Origin of the sequence: Segatella copri (assembly GCF_009495355.1) — a bacterium.
GTDB lineage: Bacteria > Bacteroidota > Bacteroidia > Bacteroidales > Bacteroidaceae > Prevotella.
Window position 1 is genome coordinate 129,255 of record NZ_VZAD01000061.1, and the last position, 19,461, is coordinate 148,715.

Sequence of the window (19,461 nt, forward strand, 5' to 3'; positions counted from 1 at the left end):
ATTATGCAAAAAGAGATTACAATACAAGATATAGATCATTTGCTTCATGTCATCGGGGACTCTATAAAATGGGCCTCTGAGCATGAAGAACGTGCCTTTCCTTTGTCTGCGTTCAGAGAATATCGTAGAAACTTGAAGAAAATTCGTTTTGCACTTGAGGAAAATTGTTCTGCTGCAGCTTATGGAGAGAGTCAGAATGGAAAGTCATACCTTATAAGTAGCCTTCTTTCAGATCAAGGTGAGGAACTGGCAATTAAAGGAGGAAGAAATGGTAAAATATATAGTTTTATAGATGATATTAACCCAAGTGGTGGCAATACATCTAAGAAGGAATCTACAGGAATCATTACACGCTTTACAATTTGTCCAGATATGGCTCCTGCAGCTGAAGACAAGGTGAAGGTAAGACTGCTCAGTATTGCAGATATTGTAAAACTGCTTGCTGATACTTATTATAAAGATGTGAAAATCAATGCTGACACTTTGTTGCTGGCTGATGATATTAACTGTAAATTAGAGACATTTCTTCCGCAAATCATTGATAAAAATGTCCAACAAAGTTATATAGATGAAGATGATATATTTACCATTCAGCAGTATCTTAATGCTTCTTTGGGTGGTAGTGCTTCTCATGTGTATAGTTCCAAGTTCTGTGTGCTTGTATCTCAAAAGATTCTGCATATTGCCCCAGAACAATGGGGTAAAGTATTTTGTCTGTTGTGGAATGAAAACGATTATATCACTTCACTTTTTGAAAGGTTGGTTGCAGAATATCGTAAACTGCATTTCAATTCTGTAGTCTATGTTCCTTTTGATGCCATTCTTAGACAGAAAGGTACCATTCTCGACATTTCATGGCTCGATAATCTGTTTAATGATAATGCGGCAGATAATAATCCAAACTATGAGTTACTCTGTGATATCTATGATAGCCAGAACAACTTGTTGGTTCATGGATTTCCAAAAACATCGTTTACGGCTCTTATATCAGAACTTACGTTGGTCTTACCTCCATCAGCAGCTGATAAACGTGCTTTCCTTCGTGACTTTGACCTTCTCGACTTTCCTGGAGCCCGTCATCGAATGAAGTTGCTGGAAAATAGTATTCAAACAGAGTTACCGATGATGCTTCGCAGAGGAAAGGTGTCTTATTTGTTCGATAAGTATTCTGATTCATGGCGAATCAATGCAATACTTTTCTGTAAGAATATGGACAAACCTGAGAGTGAATTGGGTGAGGTTCTCAACAGTTGGATTAGCAACAATATTGGTGCAACTCCAGAACAGCGAGCAAAATATATTAGCAGCACTAATTTTACTTCTCCTTTCTTTATCATATCTACGTTTTTCAATTGCGACTTACAACGTACAAAGGAGACTCCTCTGTTCATACAGACTGTGCCTTTAGAGGAACGTTGGAAGACTCGTTTTGAAAATCATTTATGTGATGAGGTAATTAAGCCAAGTGTCTATTCATGGTTTGAGCATTGGGTTCCACAAAGTGCCGGTTTTGCTTCAGAGGCATTTCAGAATATCTATATGCTTCGTGATTACTTCTGGTCGTCAAATCAGCAGATATTTGCTGGCTATCAGGCAGGTGTTAGTGGAGAGAACCATGTTGTAGAACATCCTGAATTTCCAGAATTCTTGGAGGCTCTCCGTAACTCATTTGTGTCTTTCCCATTTGTGAAGAAGCATTTCGCTCATCCTGATCAGGCTTGGGAGGATGCGGCAACCATCAATCATGATGGTTCGCAGGCTATCATTTCTTCTCTGGAGAAGATTGCTGCTGTTATCGATGATGCGCGCAAACAGAAATACCATGATGAGGTAAAGAGTATGCGTGATGAAATGCTTACTGCACTTCAGCACTTCTATATCTCAGGAGAAGAGAATGATAAGCGTGAGGAGATTAGACGTACTGCTGGCGAAATGAAGTTTGGACTCGATATGCTTTCGCCATCTTCTTTCGGAATGCTGATTAATAATTTTATGGTTTCTTCGCACGATCTTCGCTATCTGGCAACAGATATTGTGCTTCATAAAAAGGAATTACCACAGGATTTTACGCTGATTAATGTCCTGAGACTTAATGCAGGTATTAATCCGAATGATGGTAAGGAAGTTAATCTTAAGAAACTTTGCGACTATTATCATACCAATGAGCAGATGCTTCGTGATGGATTAAAAATGCAAAATATCAATCTTGAAGATGTGATTTGCGGACAGAACAACACGATGACTACTGATGCGGATATTCTGGCCAAAAATATTTCTGAGTACTGGGCTGATTATATAGAGTCTGCTGCACATAAACTGAATAAGCAGTTGATTCATTCGGACAGAATAGCATTTATGTATAATGTGCTTTTCAAGAAGTTTAATATCAGACAGATTATTGCAAACAAAATTCAGGACTATGCAAATACTATTGAAGATAGAGATGTGCTGTCAAACATCATTGCAGATTCTATTAGTCTGATGCTTAATGATTTTGTAACTTCAGTGGGGCGTAAGTTTATGACAGATGAGGATATTTTACATGTTAAGACTATTGCTAAAGATATGCATGTTCAGGTTGATATTCAAGAAGACAGTCAGGTAGAACAACCTAACTTACGTGATACGATGGAGGCTTTTGAACAGTCTGTAGAGACACTTCGCTTCCAAGTTTTCGATGAACATTGTCGTAACATGCTTCGTCGTTTGCCATTGTGGGATAATTTCAAACGCTGGGAGAATCTGCTTGTTATTGGTCTCATGTTTACAAGTGATGTTACTGAGATAGATGAGCAGGCTAATGAGCAGATGAGAAATATAATAGAAGAATGTCGAATGGTATTAAATAATCAGATATGACGATATTTATAGATAAAAAAGCTCTGTGTTCCACACCTTTAAAAGATTTCTGTGAAATACAGGGCATTGGTAATGATCCGATGTATATGCGTCCTGGTAGCGTTCAGAGCATAGTAGGACGATATATTCCTAAAGATATGCAGGATTTTCTGGCTGTTCCAGAATATTCTGCAGAGGATGATGCTATCGTTTGGTTTGCTCCTAATTGGACAGATACTCCACGGCGCATCAACGACCTTTATGGGGAAGAAAAGGAAAAATACGATAGAATATACCGCGATACGTTAAACGTTTATAATGATGTGAAGCGCAAACTCCATGGTGAGTCTCTTGGCATACTGGATTCTGCACTTAAGTTTGTCAATGAGAATTTCTTATTCTGCTATGATAATAAAGTTGTGCTGGTGGCTTGGGGAATGAACCTTCGCGATAGTGTCTATGATGCCAAAGGTAGTATTGTCTTCAACTTCTCGCAAACAAAGGGTTATACTATTATTTTTGATCCGGGTGAAGGTGCGGAGCTGGCTAATCCTAATGACCGTATTATAAGAAGAAAAGAGAAAGCGGAGTTGGTAACAGCTGATGTGCCTCGTCTTATATGCAAACCTGGTTTTCATTTTATCGATTGGAAACCACAGGTACAGGGTACTATAGTTACGTCTGATATAGTATTTCATGCGCAATATCAAAAAGATCCCCAAACTTCCTCTGTAGCCGAAGAGCCGGTTGTTAGTAATGTTCAGGACCTTTCTGTTATGCATACCATACGTTTTGTAACGGATGGTAGTTGCCAACTTGACGGAATGGAACAGTTGCAGGTTGAAGATGGATATGAACTCACAGAGAATGATTTTCCTAAAATGATTCCTCTGGAAGGTTTTAGTAACCCATATTGGGATCCTGCATATTTAGGTTCTGTTCATTCTGATTTGGTCTTTAAAGCCAAGGCTTCACGGAATAATTATACAGTGACCTTCCTGCCGGGAAAATATGGAGAGTTGAAAGGTATTTCTACATTTACGGTTCCGTATGGCTCCCGTATAACACAAGTGCAGATTCCGCAAGTAATTCCTTTCAGTGGTTATACTTTTGCAGGTTGGAACATTACTCCATTGGATTATAGTGTGGCCAATAATTGTTCTTTTCAGGCACAATACAGGAGTATTCCATGGTTGACACGGCTTTGGATGTGGCTCACGAGTTTCGGATGCCTGAAATGGTTGCTTCTTTTGCTGGCATTGCTGCTCCTGTTAGGACTGTTCAGTTGGCTATTCCCTGGTTGTAACGAATATAGGTGGAATCGTTATTATCATGATGTAGTAGTTACTGATGGAAATCAATATCATGTTGGAGAATCTACTGGTAAGATACACTATCTGCGTTCTGGAGAAGGACAGGATGTTGATTATATCTTCCCTCAAGATACAATACTTGAGCACTCCGAAATTAGTGATGAGGTACTGGAACATGGTGGAAATATCAATGCTTTCTTGCGTTTCTCAATCATTTGGAATCAGCAAGGTGGTGACGTGGTAGACTTGGATGCACATGCTATTCAGCCAGATATGGAAGAAATATATTATCAGTCACACATGAATAATCCGACATCAATGTCTGGTGTATTAGATGTTGATGACATTCGTCCGCAAGGTACTGGTGTCGAAAATATCATTTGGACAGATCCGGAAAAGATGTCTGATGGTACATACACACTTTTTATCAGGAATTATGATGGCGGTAGAAACCATGGGGCCAAAGCTGAGGTGGCTTTTAATGGTAAAACCTGGCACTATACCATCAATCAGCCTATCAGAAAAGGTACTGATATTCCAATAGCACAAATAAAAATTTCGAACAATAATCAGAATTTTTCTATCCGACACTCTAAATATTTAGATAGGACAGAATAATCTATAAAAAAAATAATTATGCCCAAAAAATCAGCTATATTAAATAATGTAACGGAATATTCTCCAGAAGATTTAGCAAGTTATATCCAGCAGGGTATTGTGACGTTTGAAGAACTCCGAAACAATACCGAAGGAGAGTTTACGGCTAAGATGCAACTTGATGTGGAGAAGTTACTTGCAGGGAATGAAGACGGAGACTTTCAGACAGTAATGGAGTCAAACTCTATAGCAGACTTGCAGGATTTTCTTAATAAGTATCCAATGGGAACTGCTGCGCATTTGGATGCAGTCCGTCAGCGTAAGCACGAACTGGAGGCAACACTGGCTGCAGAGCCTGTAATGCAGGTAGATGATATTGAGGAAGAGGAGTGGCAGGAAATCAAGGATTCCTGTGATGTACAACTTTTAGAATCTTTCAAGGAAAAATATCCTAAAACTTCTCATCTTTTTGAAATTAACAGACTCATTACTGAAGAGAAAAACAAGGAGCGTAATCGTGAAAAATCTCCTGTTGTTCTCAAGACTATGATTAATAAAGCAAATAGTGTGGAAGAGGTCTGCAAAATCATTCAGGAGTTACTTGAAAACGAAATGATTTCAGTTAGTACCCTCCTTGAGGTGATAGAGCAAGACCATAATCTATTATCTTCTTCGGTTTGCAATGATATCATTTCAAAAGGTATTCTCAATCGGAATGACTTGAGTAAGTGTGGCGTTTCCGATGAGTTTATCAACAAGATGTTGGCCAATACAGGTATTCAAAACTTTGAGCCTGCACGCCCTTTGCAGACAATCAAAGAACCCTGTACAGAGGTGTATTTCTGGGGGATTCCTTCTTCAGGAAAAACATGTGCGTTGGGTGCTATACTCAGTGCTGCAAAGAATGGATTGGTTGCTCGTAGCATGATTCCTGATAATAACTGTCAGGGATTTGGCTATATGAACAGACTTTCTTCTATTTTCTTTCCTGGACGTGTCTGTCGCCTTCCTGGTGGAACTCCTGTGACTTCTACCTATGAAATGCGTTTTGAACTTGAAGACCAAGAACACCAGATCCATCAAGTAGCATGTATTGATATGGCGGGAGAATTGTTTACTTGTATGTTCATGCAAGATGCAGGAGAACAACTACGTGACGATCAGCAACAAGCGTTGGAAACTTTGCATAATATTCTGCTCAGCAATAGATCGAATAATAATAAAATTCATTTCTTTGTTGTTGAATATGGTGCAGAAAAACGTCTCTTCAATGGTCTTCCGCAGGCAGAGTACCTCAATTCGGCAGCTGCTCACCTTAACAATATGGGACTCTTTGATAGTAATACAGATGCTATCTATGTCCTTATATCCAAGGTGGATAAAGCTTCTTATAAAGGATCGCTTGATGATCATTTGTTGAAATATATGACAAAGAATTATTTGGGCTTTTATAATAATCTTCTCCGTATCTGCAAAGAGCATAACATCAATAACGGGCGTGTCAACATTGTTCCTTTTTCTATAGGAGAAGTATGCTTCAAAGATTACTGTCTGTTTGACGCAACCTCTGCGACTAAAGTTGTGGATTTGTTTATACGTTATTCTTATTATGAGGAAAAGAGTTGGTTACAAAAATTGATAAACATGTTTAAAAGTTAAGAGGAATGAGCAAAATAGAATTATTAATACAAAAAGCCCATGGTGGCTTGACTGATGTGTTCGTGACAAATAAGGGAGCATGGTATGGAAAGACATACGATATGCGAAACTATATTTCTCACTTGCATCTCAGCAGACTTTTCTATGTCTTGAATTATCATGCGACTGGAATTTATTTTTCAATAGTCAAACCATTGAATGTGGGAAGAACTGGCGATTACATGGCAGCTTGGATTTATATTCCAAATTCCATAACTGTTGCTTCAGAGGATTTATTGAAATTGGTTTCACTTGTACAGGAAAAAATTGTAAGTGGAGTAGAGCAATATGATAATCTTAGACCGCTTTTGGACAGTTCTTATCCTGATTTGCTGTATATTGACTGTATGCCAGTTCGTCAGACCGAAGCTCTTGCCTATAGAATGTATGGTCAGAATACTGATTTTGTCTATTTAGGAAACCTCTTGGCGCAAGGATTAGATCAGTCTTATTATAAGAAATATAAAGCAGTGTTCTTTCTGGATATTCCAGCCCGTAATGAAGTACCACCATCTGTTTTACAACAGATGTGCGATTTGTCGAGAAATGGCTTTGAACAGCCTGCTTATCTGTTCCCTCCTCAAACTTTGCCAGTAGCAGGCATGGAACTTTTCGTCAATCAAGTTCCTTTTCGTGATAAGCCTTTAAAAACCATATTAGGTTCAAAGGTAAATTTACTTCTATATAGGGCAGGCTATAAAGAAGTGGTTTTATCGGTAAATATTAGTAAAAATCGTCAGCCATTGTTGCTTCAAAGTGAAATACCTTGGGAAAAGGAAATCAGTGCTAAAATGTTTCACGTAATGTTCAAAGGACATCTTGCTGCGCAGTACCAGCTTTTTGTGAATGGTAATCTTGTGCCAGGAGATCGCTCAATAAGTATTCGTGAACAAGAGGCAAGGAATGCACGAGTGGAGGTGATGAAACCAGGGTGTGCTGACTATCAGGGATACTTGAATCTCACTCAGCCGCTTACTCATACAATTGTACTGCAGGAACTTCCTATTAGGAGTGCTTCGCATACATCTAAGTCAAATAGCTCAGTGTTTGCAAGCAAGAAATTCTTGTTAGGAATGATTGTATATACTGTGATAGTTTTCTTTGCAGGTATCTGTTTGGGAGATTTGATCAATAAAAACGATATTCAAGAAAATCCAGAAATGGCAACTCCTATTGAGAATGAAGTCTCTCCAGAGTCTGAAAATATTTTTGATTCTGAATCTTCTGAATTGCAATCTGAAGGCAAGCGAAATACAGATCGCAAGGCTTCCCGAAATCAACAGACAGAGCAAGCAGAGAAACCAAAAGACAAGGCGAAGTCACAGGGAAAAGAAACTGAAGAACCTAAAGAAAAAGCTGGTGCAGATGCAGCCACTTCGGGTAAATCTGTTTCTCAATCCGCAGACAAGCATGCTTCTCAGACTAATGGAAATAAGGGTAATGAATCTGCAAATGTATCCATACATAGTTCTGAGGATAGTCCGAAAAATAATAAAGAAAAATAACTATAAATTATCGTATTATGAGATTTGAGTATATTTGTCATCATTGCAATAATCGTTTTATAACGGTTTTAAATGCGACTAAAGAACGTGTTGCCTGTCCATATTGCCAACAGATAATGACCGCTTCAAATATTAATGTTGTGGTTGATGATAGTGTAAATCAGGTGAGAAATCAGCAACCTGTCATTAATCAACCACAACAGGCTCGGGTTCAAGCTCGTCCTGTTCAGGGGCGTCCAGTCCAAGCTCGTCCAGTCCAAGCTCGTCCAGTCCAAGCTCGTCCAGTCCAAGCTCGTCCAATTCAAGCTCAGCCAGTTCAAACTCAGCCAATTCAAGCTCAGCCAGTTCAAGCTCAGCCTGTTCAAACTCAGCCTGTTCAAACTCAGCCAATTCAAGCTCAGCCAGTTCCAGTTCAACCTGTTCAGGCTGAGGCTCTGGATCCTATAGTTCTGGCACCTCATGCAGAACCAGCTGCAATGGTGAACGATATGGATAAGCCTGATGAGTCGAATGTAGAACCCTCTAATATAGACGAGGCTAAGCCAGAGAACTCTGCTGAAGAAGTCTCAAATTCAGAATCTGAGAAAGCTTCATTACAGGAGAGTTTTAACAAGGCTCTTTTAGAAAGTGTCGAAGAGGACGAAGAAGATGACGAGAATGTAGAGATTGCCGATGAACTGAAGGAGGCTATGAATGACACTTACGAAGGTGTTTCGAAAAAGAAGTTTAATCCAGTATTGATGATAGTATTGGTGGTAGCCGCTGTTCTGTTTACTGGAATCTATTTCTTATTTATAAAAAAGGATAAGCAGGCAGAGAAAACAGAGATGCTTGTTAAAAATGAAAAAGCTGCCGTACAAGCCCTTAAAGAATTTTCACAGGATAATCCTGATATGAATATTACTCAGTATTTCATGCTCGATTTGGATCAGGATGGACAGAAAGAAGTTATTGCAAATAATGATAAAAATCTGATAGTCTTTGGTGCAGAGGATGGGGCTGCAAGCCTGATTTATAAAAAACCGGTTTTTGAGTGGGTATATCTTCGTGGAAAAGGGTTATTTGTAGTTAATACTGATGAATCGCAGAAGAAGGGAAGTGCAGTATGGCTTATTAAGGCCAAGTACACTCTTGTAGAAGAAGCTCATCAGGAGAATTATCATTTTTCCAATGGGGCTTATACTAAGCTGTTGAATGGAAAAGAAACGAAGGTTTCTGAAGATGATTACTATGGCTTTGTCAATACGATTATAAAAAACTATACCAAATTAACTCCTTTAAAACTATAGGTCATGAGAAAAATATGTTTGTTCGTTTTGCTCCAAATCAATGCTGTCTTAGGATGGGCGCAAGTGACGTATACTCTTTCGTCTCATCGCGAGTATGTTGACAAGGTTATTAATGATGCAATAACAGAAGCTAATCGTATAAAGATAGAGGATAGTAAACTCAGCCCATTGATGAAGTTTGCAAAGAAGAATATTGCCAGTGATGATAAGTTTGCTGATTTCGATGGTTCCAACTCTTCCATAGGGTTATGCCCTCCTAACAAGTCATGGCGTATAGGAAATCGTAATTACCGTCTTCCCACTCCGGAAGAGATGATTTACATAGCTCCATTCTTTACTTCGCCAAAGGATATGCCTCGTTTTACCAAATCAGGAAAGTTGTATAATAATGTGGAAACTTTGAACATAGAGAATTCGGGAGAGACTACGGTGTATTCTGACTATATGAGCAAAGAAAATGTTATTTATGGTCTGCGTTTCAAGAAACGGGCAGATAATGAACCAACAGATAATCCTTATCGCTCGGCTTATCGTTATACTTTATCCGGTGGTGCGCTCATTATAGGTATCAAACAATTAGGTTCGGCTGCTGGCGTTAAGAAAGTTAAGGATATAGCAGATCCTAAATGGTGGGCAGCACAGAATGATATTTTTCTTTTTACTTTGCCTGTGAAGAAAGAAGGTGTGGCTTATTGTACAAGCGGTTCATCTGTTCTACTTATTGACAAAGAGGCTGTACGCATGTCTTTAATGAGTAATACGAGTAACTTCTTGACCAGACCCTATATTGATATAGACAAGACGTATGCGGCAAACAGTACTTTTATGCATTACAATATTTCCGGCACAAACATTACGGTAGATAAGACCATTGATCCTACAATTGTCAAACATATCGGAACAGAATTACCAAACATTGATGTTTATATGCGTTCCTGTCCTTCTTCTGTCAATTTGGAGTATGAGGGAGGAAAGTTCCCTTATGGTGATATTGTATCAGAACGATTAGGGTCAGGTGCATTAATTTATCATATTACGCTAAAAAAGAATTTTAGTAGTGATAAAAGAACTATGGTATTTAAAATCAAGAATGCGGCTCACATTCCCCAACTTGAGGGTAAATTCACTATGACTCAGATGCCAATTGATATCAATAATGTTCCTGACTCAATTCCTGCAGACTATCTTGCTAATAATTACCTTGATACTTCTGGCTCCTTGAGTGGCAATTCTAATTCTGATATAGGTCAATTTGACTGGGATTCTGCTAAATCTTATGCAAACTCTGTAGAAGTTGAAGAAAGAATGAAACAGGTGTTGTCTTTTGATGATTTAGACAACGTCCCATTGAAATACTATCATTTGCCTTCTCTGAATAATCTGAGTTGTATCTTGCCTTCTCACACGAAGTCTTTCACTGAGAAATATGACTTAGAGGAGATTGATTCTATGGCTTATGGCATCTATGATCAGGACCCTAATGTCGTAACATCCTCGTATTATTCAAAAGGTGATGGAGTGATATATGCGATTCGCCCAATTAAAAGTTGGTCAAGTGCTGCGTTTCGTTATCAGTACAAACCCAATGAGGGTCTTGTTGTAGATATGGTTCCATTGGGTTCTGCAGCATTTAAAGTGAAGAGCGCACAGGAAATTAGTGATGGAGAGATATTTTCAAGATCAGATGTGCGTACTCGCATATTTCGCTCTAATGAAAAACAGTCAAGTGGAGGAATATGGACAAGTACAGAATCTCCTTATGCCCCAGATGAAGCTATGGCTTATGAATACGACAAGAATGGAATATATTTGAGATCAGAATCTAAAAGTAAGATATTGCCAGTCATACCTTTTCTTGGTGAAGAGAAAACTACAGAGGAAGAGTCTGATGAAGAATCTGATGAGCCTGTAACTCGTAAACCAAAACGTGTACGACGTGTGCCTCGCAAGACTCGTACAAGTCGTCCTGCCGTTTCTGTGCGTAAAATAGTCAAATCTCCATCTAAGGGAAATAATCATATCATAGTTGTAGATAAAACAAAATAATAAAAAATGGATCAAATAGAATTTGATGTGACTTGCCCATATTGTGGTATGGTCTTTAGAGCATCATCTGTGCCAAGTACACAGGTCGAATGCGAATGCCCTCATTGTCATCAGCTAATTGTTTTTGATGCACCAGAGACAGGGGATGATGTTCTCAATACTGAGGACTTTGAGCCTGAATCTTCGTATGTAGTTCCACAAGTTCCTGTTCAGCAGAGCTATGTACCATCATCAAACTCAATGCAGCAGGATTATTATGCACCACCTCAATATTTAGAGGAACCGCGACGTAGGTCATATTTTCCTTTCATCATAGGAATTATAGCCCTTGGTATGCTCTTGGGAAGTGTGGCTTATTGGTATTTCGGTATTTATCAGCCACGAAAACTGGAATTAGCTGATTTTAATGCTGCAAAAAGGAAAGGTGATGTCTATGCAGCGCGAAACTTCCTTAATAAGCATGAGAAAGATGCTCTTAATGCGCACAGGATAGCAATGGAAACTGTTGTAAGAGCATTCGTAGCTGATTCTGTAGCTTGGGAGACGGCGAAAATGAATATATCTTCGGGTAATCTGAAAAAAGGTATTTCGGCACTTGAAAAATATCTTTCTGTACACCCAAAGGGAATGCATAGAAATGAAGCTTCCTCACAACTCACAAAAATGCGTGAAGAGGCGCGCATTGAGGAAGCGGCACGAAATAAAACGGTGACCATTAATATGCTTACAAACGGCTCTTCTATGAGTTATTACAATTGTAATTATGGAGCACATATAGAGAATACGAGTTATGGTACTCGTTATTATTTAGAGTCTAAATACATCTATGTTCCAACAGGTAAAACCTGGCGTGTTACAGACTGGGATTGGAGCTATGATATTTCAAGAATGTATTATCCTCAAATAGAACTTGATAACGGCTATATTATCAATGTAAATAGAGCTGTAAGTGAGGGATACTGCATACCTGGTGGACATTCCTTTAAGATAAAAACTCCAACAATGTATTCTTCCGACGGTAGTTATTATAATTATTCTCTGTCTGTGTCTTTTCATGAAGACGATTATTAAGTAATAATGTAGGCAGGTAAGGGTTAACCTATGCCAATCACCTTCTAAAGGAGTTCTTCATATCATTGTAGTAAATAAAATATTTTGAATTATGGATCAAATAGAATTTGATGTGACTTGCCCATATTGTGGTATGGTCTTCAGAGCATCATCTGTGCCAAGTTCACAGGTCGAATGCGAATGCCCTCATTGTCATCAGCTAATTGTTTTTGATGCACCTGATAAGGGCGACGAATTATGTACTAATACGTTTGTGGAAGATTCTTCTGATGTGGTTTTGCCAACGTCATCAGCAATTGATGCAAAGAATGAATGTCCAAATTGCCATGCAAAAATCGAAGAGGGGAGCTTATTCTGCGGTTCTTGTGGTTTTAAGCTATCAGATCAAACCATTTGTAATAATGGGGAAAAGCAAACAGAAATGGTTGATATTTACTGTCCAAGATGTGGTCAGAAATGTGAAGCCAACGAGAAATTTTGCGGAAAGTGCGGAGCTCCTTTATCCAATGAAGCCTTTCCGGTCGGAGGCGTAACTTCCACTGTAACTCAAGATACACCTCCTGTGTATTATGATGAGGATGATGATGATAATCACAATATGCGCATATTGCTTGCAATATTTGCAGTTATTCTTTTACTGGGAGGAGGATTGCTGTTATGGAAATATTTGTCTGGAGGCCATTCCCTTAAGAAAAGTCCAGAGGTTGTAAGTGATAGCATTCATGTGGACAGTCTTGATACTTGGGAGCCAGTCACTTTTGTCGGTAAAATGTATGATGAAGAGGGAAATCTTTGCAATATGCAGGTTACATTTGAAACAGATGGAACAAATGTTCGCAACTGTATTTATAAAAATATGGACTTGGGAGGTAAGATAAAAATGAATATTGCTGCTACAGACGACACTTATTCTTTTAAAGGAAAAGATGGCAGCAGCAAGTTCTCGTTTAGCGTGAATAAAAATGATCTTATCGGACCAGGAAAAGATGGTAAAAAAGGACTTCTGATTATGATGCATAAAGAGGGAGAAGCGCCTGCCCCAAAACCTACTCCTGTAGAGATGTCTCTTTGGTCAAATGATTCCAACTTTCCTGGAGAGATAGATGTGAAAGGGCAGATAGGGTGCTATAAAAATGAATCAGATAAATATATCTTGCGTGTTGTTTCTTATGACAAAGGAACTGGAAGATGTGTCTTGGAGGCGTATTTACGTGGTAAGACAATAGGTAAATTTGATGGAAACTATAGTACGGATAGTTTTATTGACGACGAAGGCTATGATCATTACGTAGCGTCTTATAATGGTACATTCCATTATACCGATGGAAGACAACAGAATTTCCAATTTTTTGTTGATTGAAAATCCTTAAAGAGAAAAGAGGCATATGGGTAATCAATATGCCTCTTTTCTTATACAACAAGGAGTCATTCCGTGAAAGCCTTGTCCCCGAAAGCAAGACTTACCCACGCTTCGAGCACCTTCGATTAGAAGAGCTGTTTTACCATGATTCTCCTCTTTCCATTTAAGAATCTTATCGTATATTTTGCGTCTGAAAATTCTTTGTACCATATTATTTTTCTTTATTCTGCCTTGACGTTCTGGATAATAGCTATAAATCAAGTAACCATTTCCATACAGGTATCACTTCTATTTTCTTGTCTTTTACAATAATCTCTTCTTCCAACTCGTAAGTTAGGATTATGAGACGCTTGCAATCCAATACCTTGGAAAGTTTGATAAGAGCTGTAGATTCTCTTTCCCAAGTTTCTGTAGATTTTTTTGGATTGTAGCTTACTTGTATAGCCATAGCTGCATCAGGTATATAAAAATCTACTTCTATATTTTTATTATAAAAGAAAACTTGTTCGTCTAACCCATATCTTCGTAATAGTTCCATTGCAACCATATTCTCTAATAATGATGTGTCTATATCCATGGCAAGGATACTGATAATACCGTTATCTACAAAATAGTATTTAGGGTTGGTCTCACGTTGTGTGAGATTGTCTGCGATATTCTTGATAGGATAAATTAAGAAAGCATCTTTAGAATATTCAATATAATTGATGAGAGTTGGTTTGCTGAGTTTAGCACCAGTAGATGCTATTATATTGGTGAGTCGTGTGAAAGAAATTGGTTGCTTCACGCTCTCTGCTAATTTTCGGAAAAGTATGCGAAGTGAGAACTGGTTCTCTATTTTGTTGCGAGAGGCTATGTCGCCGAGGTAAATCTTTTGATATACACTATTGATATAATCTCTTTTTGATGCCAGTTTTGCACCTTCAGGAAAACCTCCAAAATGAAAATAGCTTTCAAAATATCTTTGTACTTTTGCTCTTCCTGATGTGGTCGCGATGGTATCTGTGTCATAAGAAATCTCATTGGCATTCAGAAATTCAGAGAAACTATATGGCATAATGTGTTTAGTGATATAGCGACCTCCCAAGGTCGTTGCCACATCACTGCTAAGCATTTTAGCGTTGCTGCCTGTTATATAGACTCTGTACTTGTTGTCAGCTAAACGTCGTGCAAATTTATCCCAACCATCTATGTTTTGTATTTCATCAAGAAATAGAATTGGACGTTTGTAAGACATCATACCATGAACCTCAAGGATGAGGTTTAGTTCTTGCGCAGTCATGCCCATCAATCGCTCATCCTCAAAATTGAGATAGAGCATAGAGTTCCAACTGATACCTTGTTTCAGATATTGTTGAATTTGCTGATAAAGCATGAATGATTTGCCGGCTCGTCTTACGCCTATCAAGACATAGTTGGCAAACTCTTCCATTTGGATGTCTCTTGGGACAATATGCTGTAATTCAATCTCTTTTCTATTTTCCAAGAGTATTTCTCTGATAACTTCTTTTTGTATCATAATCTCTTATTGTTTAGTTGATTTTGCAAAAATACGATTATTTTGTTAAATCGACAAAACAAAATGGTGTTTTTTACATAAAAAGATGGAAGTAGTAAAAAATAGGAGCTAAATATACCTAATTCAAGTTTCGTAAGTTCAGAAGTTAAAGGAGTTAAAGGAGTTATCGCTCCCTACGGTCGCTGAGGAGTTAAGACAACAGTCTTTTTGGCGTAGTTATTAAGCTGCAAGACATACGTCTTAACTCCTTAACTCCTTAACTCCATTAACTCCTTTAACTTCCCCAAAAACTACAAAATCTCCCCTTTGTTATTTCAGAAAAGCAGCGATTTTGTTCATGGGGATGCCGAAGTTGAAGTTGTCAGTACCCCTCAGCTTCGCAAAGTTGACGGCAACTAATCTTCCCTTGCTGTCAATGACGGGACTGCCGCTTGAGCCTTGCATGGTAGGGATGCTGTATAACACCCTGTCTCCGTCTGGCAACTGGGTTACCTTTCCGCTTGTCATTTGAACTTGGATGCCTTGTTTGGTAGTAGCCAGGGTTGGACCGGCATTGTAGCCAATCATATAAAGTTGTTGGTCTATATGAAGAATCTTGTCATTGTGAGAGGAGAACATATTTTTCACCTTATCGATGGCGTTTTCGTCTATCGTTCCGTCGGTTCTGAACACGTGAGCCTCGTCAGGAGTCTTCTTGTTCTTTAGTTGGATGGTGGCTAAGTCAGTATTTTCTTTGTCAGAAACTTTTATCACCACACAAGGGTTTTTGTCCAAGAAGTCTCTGTCGGAATTGACAAAGGTGTTGTCGTAGGCGATTCCGATTTCGCAAACCGCCGTGATGCTTAGTTCATCCAATGAAACGTGGTCGTCCATGGATTCCCTTACGCTGTTCAGTGTGTTGAACTGCTCTTCCAGTTCGCTTTGTTGTGAGGCTATTTCCTGCAATTTATCCGTGTTCTCGTATGCATTACCATAGAAATCGTAAGAATAGCAATCGCTCTTTTGACTCTCTAAGTTTTGGTATTCCTGCGATAAGGCACTCATCTGTGCGGCGTAGTATGCCTTGATGGAAGCCACCATGTTGTTGTAACTTTCTTTTACTGCCGTTTTGTCGATAGAGGGTTGGGCTACATGGCGGTTTGTCATGATAGTTCCTTGCTTGTCTATGAAGAAGCCGGTTCCCGTTAAGATTTGTCGTTTGTTTTTGATGTCAGCATATTCGAAAGCCAGGTTTTCGAGATTGCCCTCCTGGTCGATCCCGGTGAAGTATATGCTGTTGCCATTAGGTAATTTCATGACATAATAGTACTCGTTCAAAATCAGGACAACACCCGTTTTTGATTCGTCAAATAAGTCTTGGGCTGTTTTCTCGTTGCAACTTACTAATGATAATAGCAAGAGAATGAATGCGGTAATTTTCTTCATTGATCAAAGTCTTTTGTTTTTGTTGCAAAAGTAACTCTTTTTTTATTATTTTCCAAACGTTTTATGCAGATTTTTGAAGAATAAAATTAGACCTGTACGGTTGGAACGTCCCCTGTACCCTGAGGGGAAAGGTTGTGCAAATGAGCGCAATGAAAGTTCGCTTTCACAAGTTCTTCCGCAAGGCGGGTTCATCCCCGCACAAAAAAACCGCAGCTCTGCTGCTGGCGTAGACCTCTGATGGTCCGCCAACCATAGAATGAAATGGTTCAGAGCGACGAGGAGGAGCGGTTTCCTCTTCTTCCCTGAGGGGAGAAGACCGAGATGAGAGGTGGACCCTCCCTTAAGGTTAAGGGAGGACTGGTGGGTTTTCGAAAAGACTCTTAAGGTTAAGGAAGTACTGGTGGGTTTTCGAAAAACCTCCTTAGCATTAAGAGAGGTTTTTCGAAAGCCTTTTTCAAGCCCTATTTACAAAAAAATAAAGCATATTTTTTGATCGTCAGCAAAAAATATCAAAATCTGATACGTAATCCAACATAATTTAGTATTTTTGCAATAAAATCAAAAGCGAATATGACGCAGGATTGCTTGAATTCACCTTCTACAACCGACGTAAGCAAACGCTTACCAAAGGGCATTCACGTTACTGGGGCTGATGACAAATCGGATCCAGGTATAGAAGGAACGCCCTGGGGTTACCTGTTCATTCACAACAAGACAGCCCAGGCTTTTGAGAATGAGATGAAAGACTATAACGAGAAAAATCCCAATTCAGCCGTACCTTGTTTCATTCACCGCACTTTGAGGTACAGACAAAAGAACGAGAAAGGTGGAGTAAAGAAAGAATTACAGCCATCTATCAGTGGACTCGTATTCTTGCAGGGCAAAACAAAAGTCCTCCAAGCATTCCTAAAGAATTATTATCCGCAATACCACTTGGTGAAAGACCGATGCAAGGGAGTTCCTGCCTCCATCAGGGACAAGGTTATGCAACCATTCATGACAGTATTGAAGGATAATCCAGAAAGAGTAACGTTTCTGAGAGACCCATTCGAGAAGTTTGCCAAAGACCATGTAAAGCTGCGTGTACTCACCGGCATTTTTGCAGGATGCGAAGGCTATATCGTCCGCATAGACCGCGATCGCCAACTCGTCTTCGACTTTGGAGGTTATGCTGTTGCCATCCGTGGCGTCCATAAAGAGGACTTCGAGGTCGTCGAGAAGTAAAAAAGTACCAATAAGATACAGAATTTTCGCATGTGGCTTAAGTCAATTAGTGTCAAATATTTAAGGTTCTTCTTGGTGGTTACGAAAGTAAGTTGTAAATTTGCGGGCAAGGATTAGAATAAAGGAGAATGTATTATGTCGACAAATAATGTATCTCAAGATAGGACCATTCCTTATTGGGATGAAATCAAGAAATTAAGCATTGAGGATAAATATTCCTTGATAGCTAAAATTGAGTCCTCTTTAGGCGATGTTGATATGAGTGAGTCGACTAATTCGATTCATGGGATACCACGTGAGGTGATGATTGCGGCTGCAGAACATGCTCTGAAGGAAAATAGAGCAGGTCGCTGCATTCTAAATTCGCAAGTTGAGTCTTATATTAAAGCAAAAAGAGGGTGGAAGTAGTTTGGTCAGACTTGGCTTTGACACAATTAGATGAAGTCATTGACTATGTGGAAGAACATTTTAGAGGAATATGATAAATAGGTCTAATGTCAGAAAAATGGTAGAAAAACACCGAATTTAATAATGGAATTGGACTTTCGCAAGTTCAGAAGTTATAGACAGATTAATATGAAGCAAAAACTCTTCAAAAATTTGGTTGTTTCACAGACAACCCTTATATTTGCTACGAATTAAATATTGAAGTTATGGCACAGTTAACATTACAGGTAGATAGCCCATCTTTGTTGGAGCAATTAAAGAATGTCCTCTCTCTTATGAAAGGCGTTAAAATAGTTTCTGACTCCCCTGTTTCAAGGAGTGCTGCTTTGGAAGATGTTCCAAACGCAGAAACTTTGGCAGCAATGAAAGAGGCAGAGAGTGGTCATGATGCAGGAGTAGTTCGAGTAGATAGCTTAGAAAGTTTCATGGCATCAATGGAGGAATAGAGTTTATGAAAGAAATTCGAAAGACCTCGTAGTTCAAGAAAGATTATAAGCGTTTTAAGAATGATAAAGAATTTGTAGAAACGTTTTGGAGATAGTTAAGCTTTTGGCAGAAGGCAATCAGATACCGGAAGAATATAATCCTCATCCTTTGAAAGGTAACTGGAAGAACTATATGGAATGCCATATAGAGAATGATACACTTTTGATTTGGTTTGATAAGAACAATAACGCAATAGTATTAGTCCGTTTAGGTTCGCATTCTGAGTTATTTGGTAAAGGACGTAAGCGCTGATGTCATTCATTAAATGCCAATGAAGGTCATAAGATTTCTGCCATAACCCTGATGGGAACCTCTCCAGAGTCGATCCTGTCCAAAGTCGAATAAAAAGTATTATCATCACCGCATCCAGCATTGTGTCCCTGCGTTCCCATCAGCAGCAATCCCCATGTCCCTGCAGTCGCATCATCAGCCCCTCCCCATGTCCCTGCGGTTTATCCCGCACAAAAAAAAACTGCAGCTCCGCTGCTGGCGTAGACCTCTGATGGTCCGCCAACCATAGAATGAAGCGGTTCAGAGCGACGTTTCTGTCCCCTACAAGGGGAACCGAAGGGGTCGTAAAGACTATTGAGAGGAGCGGTTTCCTCTTCTTCCCTGAGGGGAGAAGACCGAGATGAGAGGTGGA

15 protein-coding genes are annotated in these 19,461 nt (G+C 39.1%); 12 read left to right on the top strand and 3 right to left on the bottom strand.

Annotated elements, in window-relative coordinates:
• Positions 1-3: 3 nt before the first annotated feature.
• The 8 genes from F7D20_RS07895 (at position 4) to F7D20_RS07930 (ending at position 13,717) form a co-directional block, all read left to right on the top strand.
• Positions 4-2,859 carry a virulence factor SrfC family protein gene (locus tag F7D20_RS07895; protein WP_158463560.1) on the top strand — a complete coding sequence of 952 codons (2,856 nt, stop codon included), beginning with the start codon at positions 4-6 and terminating at the stop codon, positions 2,857-2,859.
• The gene (locus tag F7D20_RS07900; RefSeq protein WP_158463561.1) at positions 2,856-4,769 is read left to right on the top strand and encodes an InlB B-repeat-containing protein; all 1,914 of its coding nucleotides are present in this window, start codon (positions 2,856-2,858) and stop codon (positions 4,767-4,769) included. The genes F7D20_RS07895 and F7D20_RS07900 overlap by 4 nt, the downstream gene beginning before the upstream one ends.
• An 18-nt stretch (positions 4,770-4,787) precedes the next feature.
• Complete coding sequence (locus F7D20_RS07905) at positions 4,788-6,407, top strand: hypothetical protein (protein WP_158463562.1); 1,620 nt, start codon at positions 4,788-4,790, stop codon at positions 6,405-6,407.
• Between the two features lie 5 nt (positions 6,408-6,412).
• Positions 6,413-7,951: a hypothetical protein gene (locus F7D20_RS07910; protein WP_158463563.1), complete on the top strand. Its 1,539-nt coding sequence runs from the start codon at positions 6,413-6,415 to the stop codon at positions 7,949-7,951.
• Positions 7,952-7,968: 17 nt separating this feature from the next.
• Positions 7,969-9,240: a hypothetical protein gene (locus F7D20_RS07915; protein WP_158463564.1), complete on the top strand. Its 1,272-nt coding sequence runs from the start codon at positions 7,969-7,971 to the stop codon at positions 9,238-9,240.
• Between the two features lie 3 nt (positions 9,241-9,243).
• Positions 9,244-11,286: a hypothetical protein gene (locus tag F7D20_RS07920; RefSeq protein WP_158463565.1), complete on the top strand. Its 2,043-nt coding sequence runs from the start codon at positions 9,244-9,246 to the stop codon at positions 11,284-11,286.
• Between the two features lie 6 nt (positions 11,287-11,292).
• Positions 11,293-12,357, top strand: a complete 1,065-nt coding sequence (locus F7D20_RS07925) for a hypothetical protein (protein ID WP_158463566.1) — start codon at positions 11,293-11,295, stop codon at positions 12,355-12,357.
• Positions 12,358-12,448: 91 nt separating this feature from the next.
• On the top strand, positions 12,449-13,717 hold the full coding sequence (locus tag F7D20_RS07930) for a zinc ribbon domain-containing protein (RefSeq protein WP_158463567.1): 1,269 nt from the start codon (positions 12,449-12,451) through the stop codon (positions 13,715-13,717).
• Between the two features lie 250 nt (positions 13,718-13,967).
• Here the strand turns inward: F7D20_RS07930 and F7D20_RS07940 are convergent, their stop codons facing one another.
• Together F7D20_RS07940 and F7D20_RS07945 are read right to left on the bottom strand one after the other, a co-directional pair.
• A complete protein-coding gene (locus tag F7D20_RS07940) occupies positions 13,968-15,236 on the bottom strand; it encodes an ATP-binding protein (protein WP_158463569.1) in 1,269 nt (422 codons plus the stop codon).
• A 309-nt stretch (positions 15,237-15,545) separates the two neighbouring features.
• A complete protein-coding gene (locus tag F7D20_RS07945) occupies positions 15,546-16,661 on the bottom strand; it encodes a S1 family peptidase (protein ID WP_158463570.1) in 1,116 nt (371 codons plus the stop codon).
• A gap of 570 nt (positions 16,662-17,231) precedes the next feature.
• On the opposite strand from F7D20_RS07945, the gene F7D20_RS07950 reads away from it, so the two are divergent.
• The 4 genes from F7D20_RS07950 to F7D20_RS07965 all read left to right on the top strand — a co-directional run bounded on the left by F7D20_RS07950 (position 17,232) and on the right by F7D20_RS07965 (position 19,070).
• A complete protein-coding gene (locus F7D20_RS07950) occupies positions 17,232-17,885 on the top strand; it encodes a hypothetical protein (RefSeq protein ID WP_158463571.1) in 654 nt (217 codons plus the stop codon).
• 135 nt (positions 17,886-18,020) lie between these two features.
• Positions 18,021-18,293 carry a hypothetical protein gene (locus F7D20_RS07955; RefSeq protein WP_158463572.1) on the top strand — a complete coding sequence of 91 codons (273 nt, stop codon included), beginning with the start codon at positions 18,021-18,023 and terminating at the stop codon, positions 18,291-18,293.
• 245 nt (positions 18,294-18,538) lie between these two features.
• Positions 18,539-18,778, top strand: coding sequence for a hypothetical protein (locus tag F7D20_RS07960; RefSeq protein WP_158463573.1), 240 nt, complete (start codon positions 18,539-18,541; stop codon positions 18,776-18,778).
• Positions 18,779-18,881: 103 nt separating this feature from the next.
• Positions 18,882-19,070, top strand: coding sequence for a type II toxin-antitoxin system YafQ family toxin (locus F7D20_RS07965; RefSeq protein ID WP_262884594.1), 189 nt, complete (start codon positions 18,882-18,884; stop codon positions 19,068-19,070).
• A 200-nt stretch (positions 19,071-19,270) separates the two neighbouring features.
• On the opposite strand, the gene F7D20_RS13075 is transcribed toward F7D20_RS07965, so the two are convergent.
• The coding region (locus F7D20_RS13075) for a hypothetical protein (RefSeq protein WP_228114137.1) at positions 19,271-19,461 on the bottom strand (191 nt) is incomplete at its 5' end.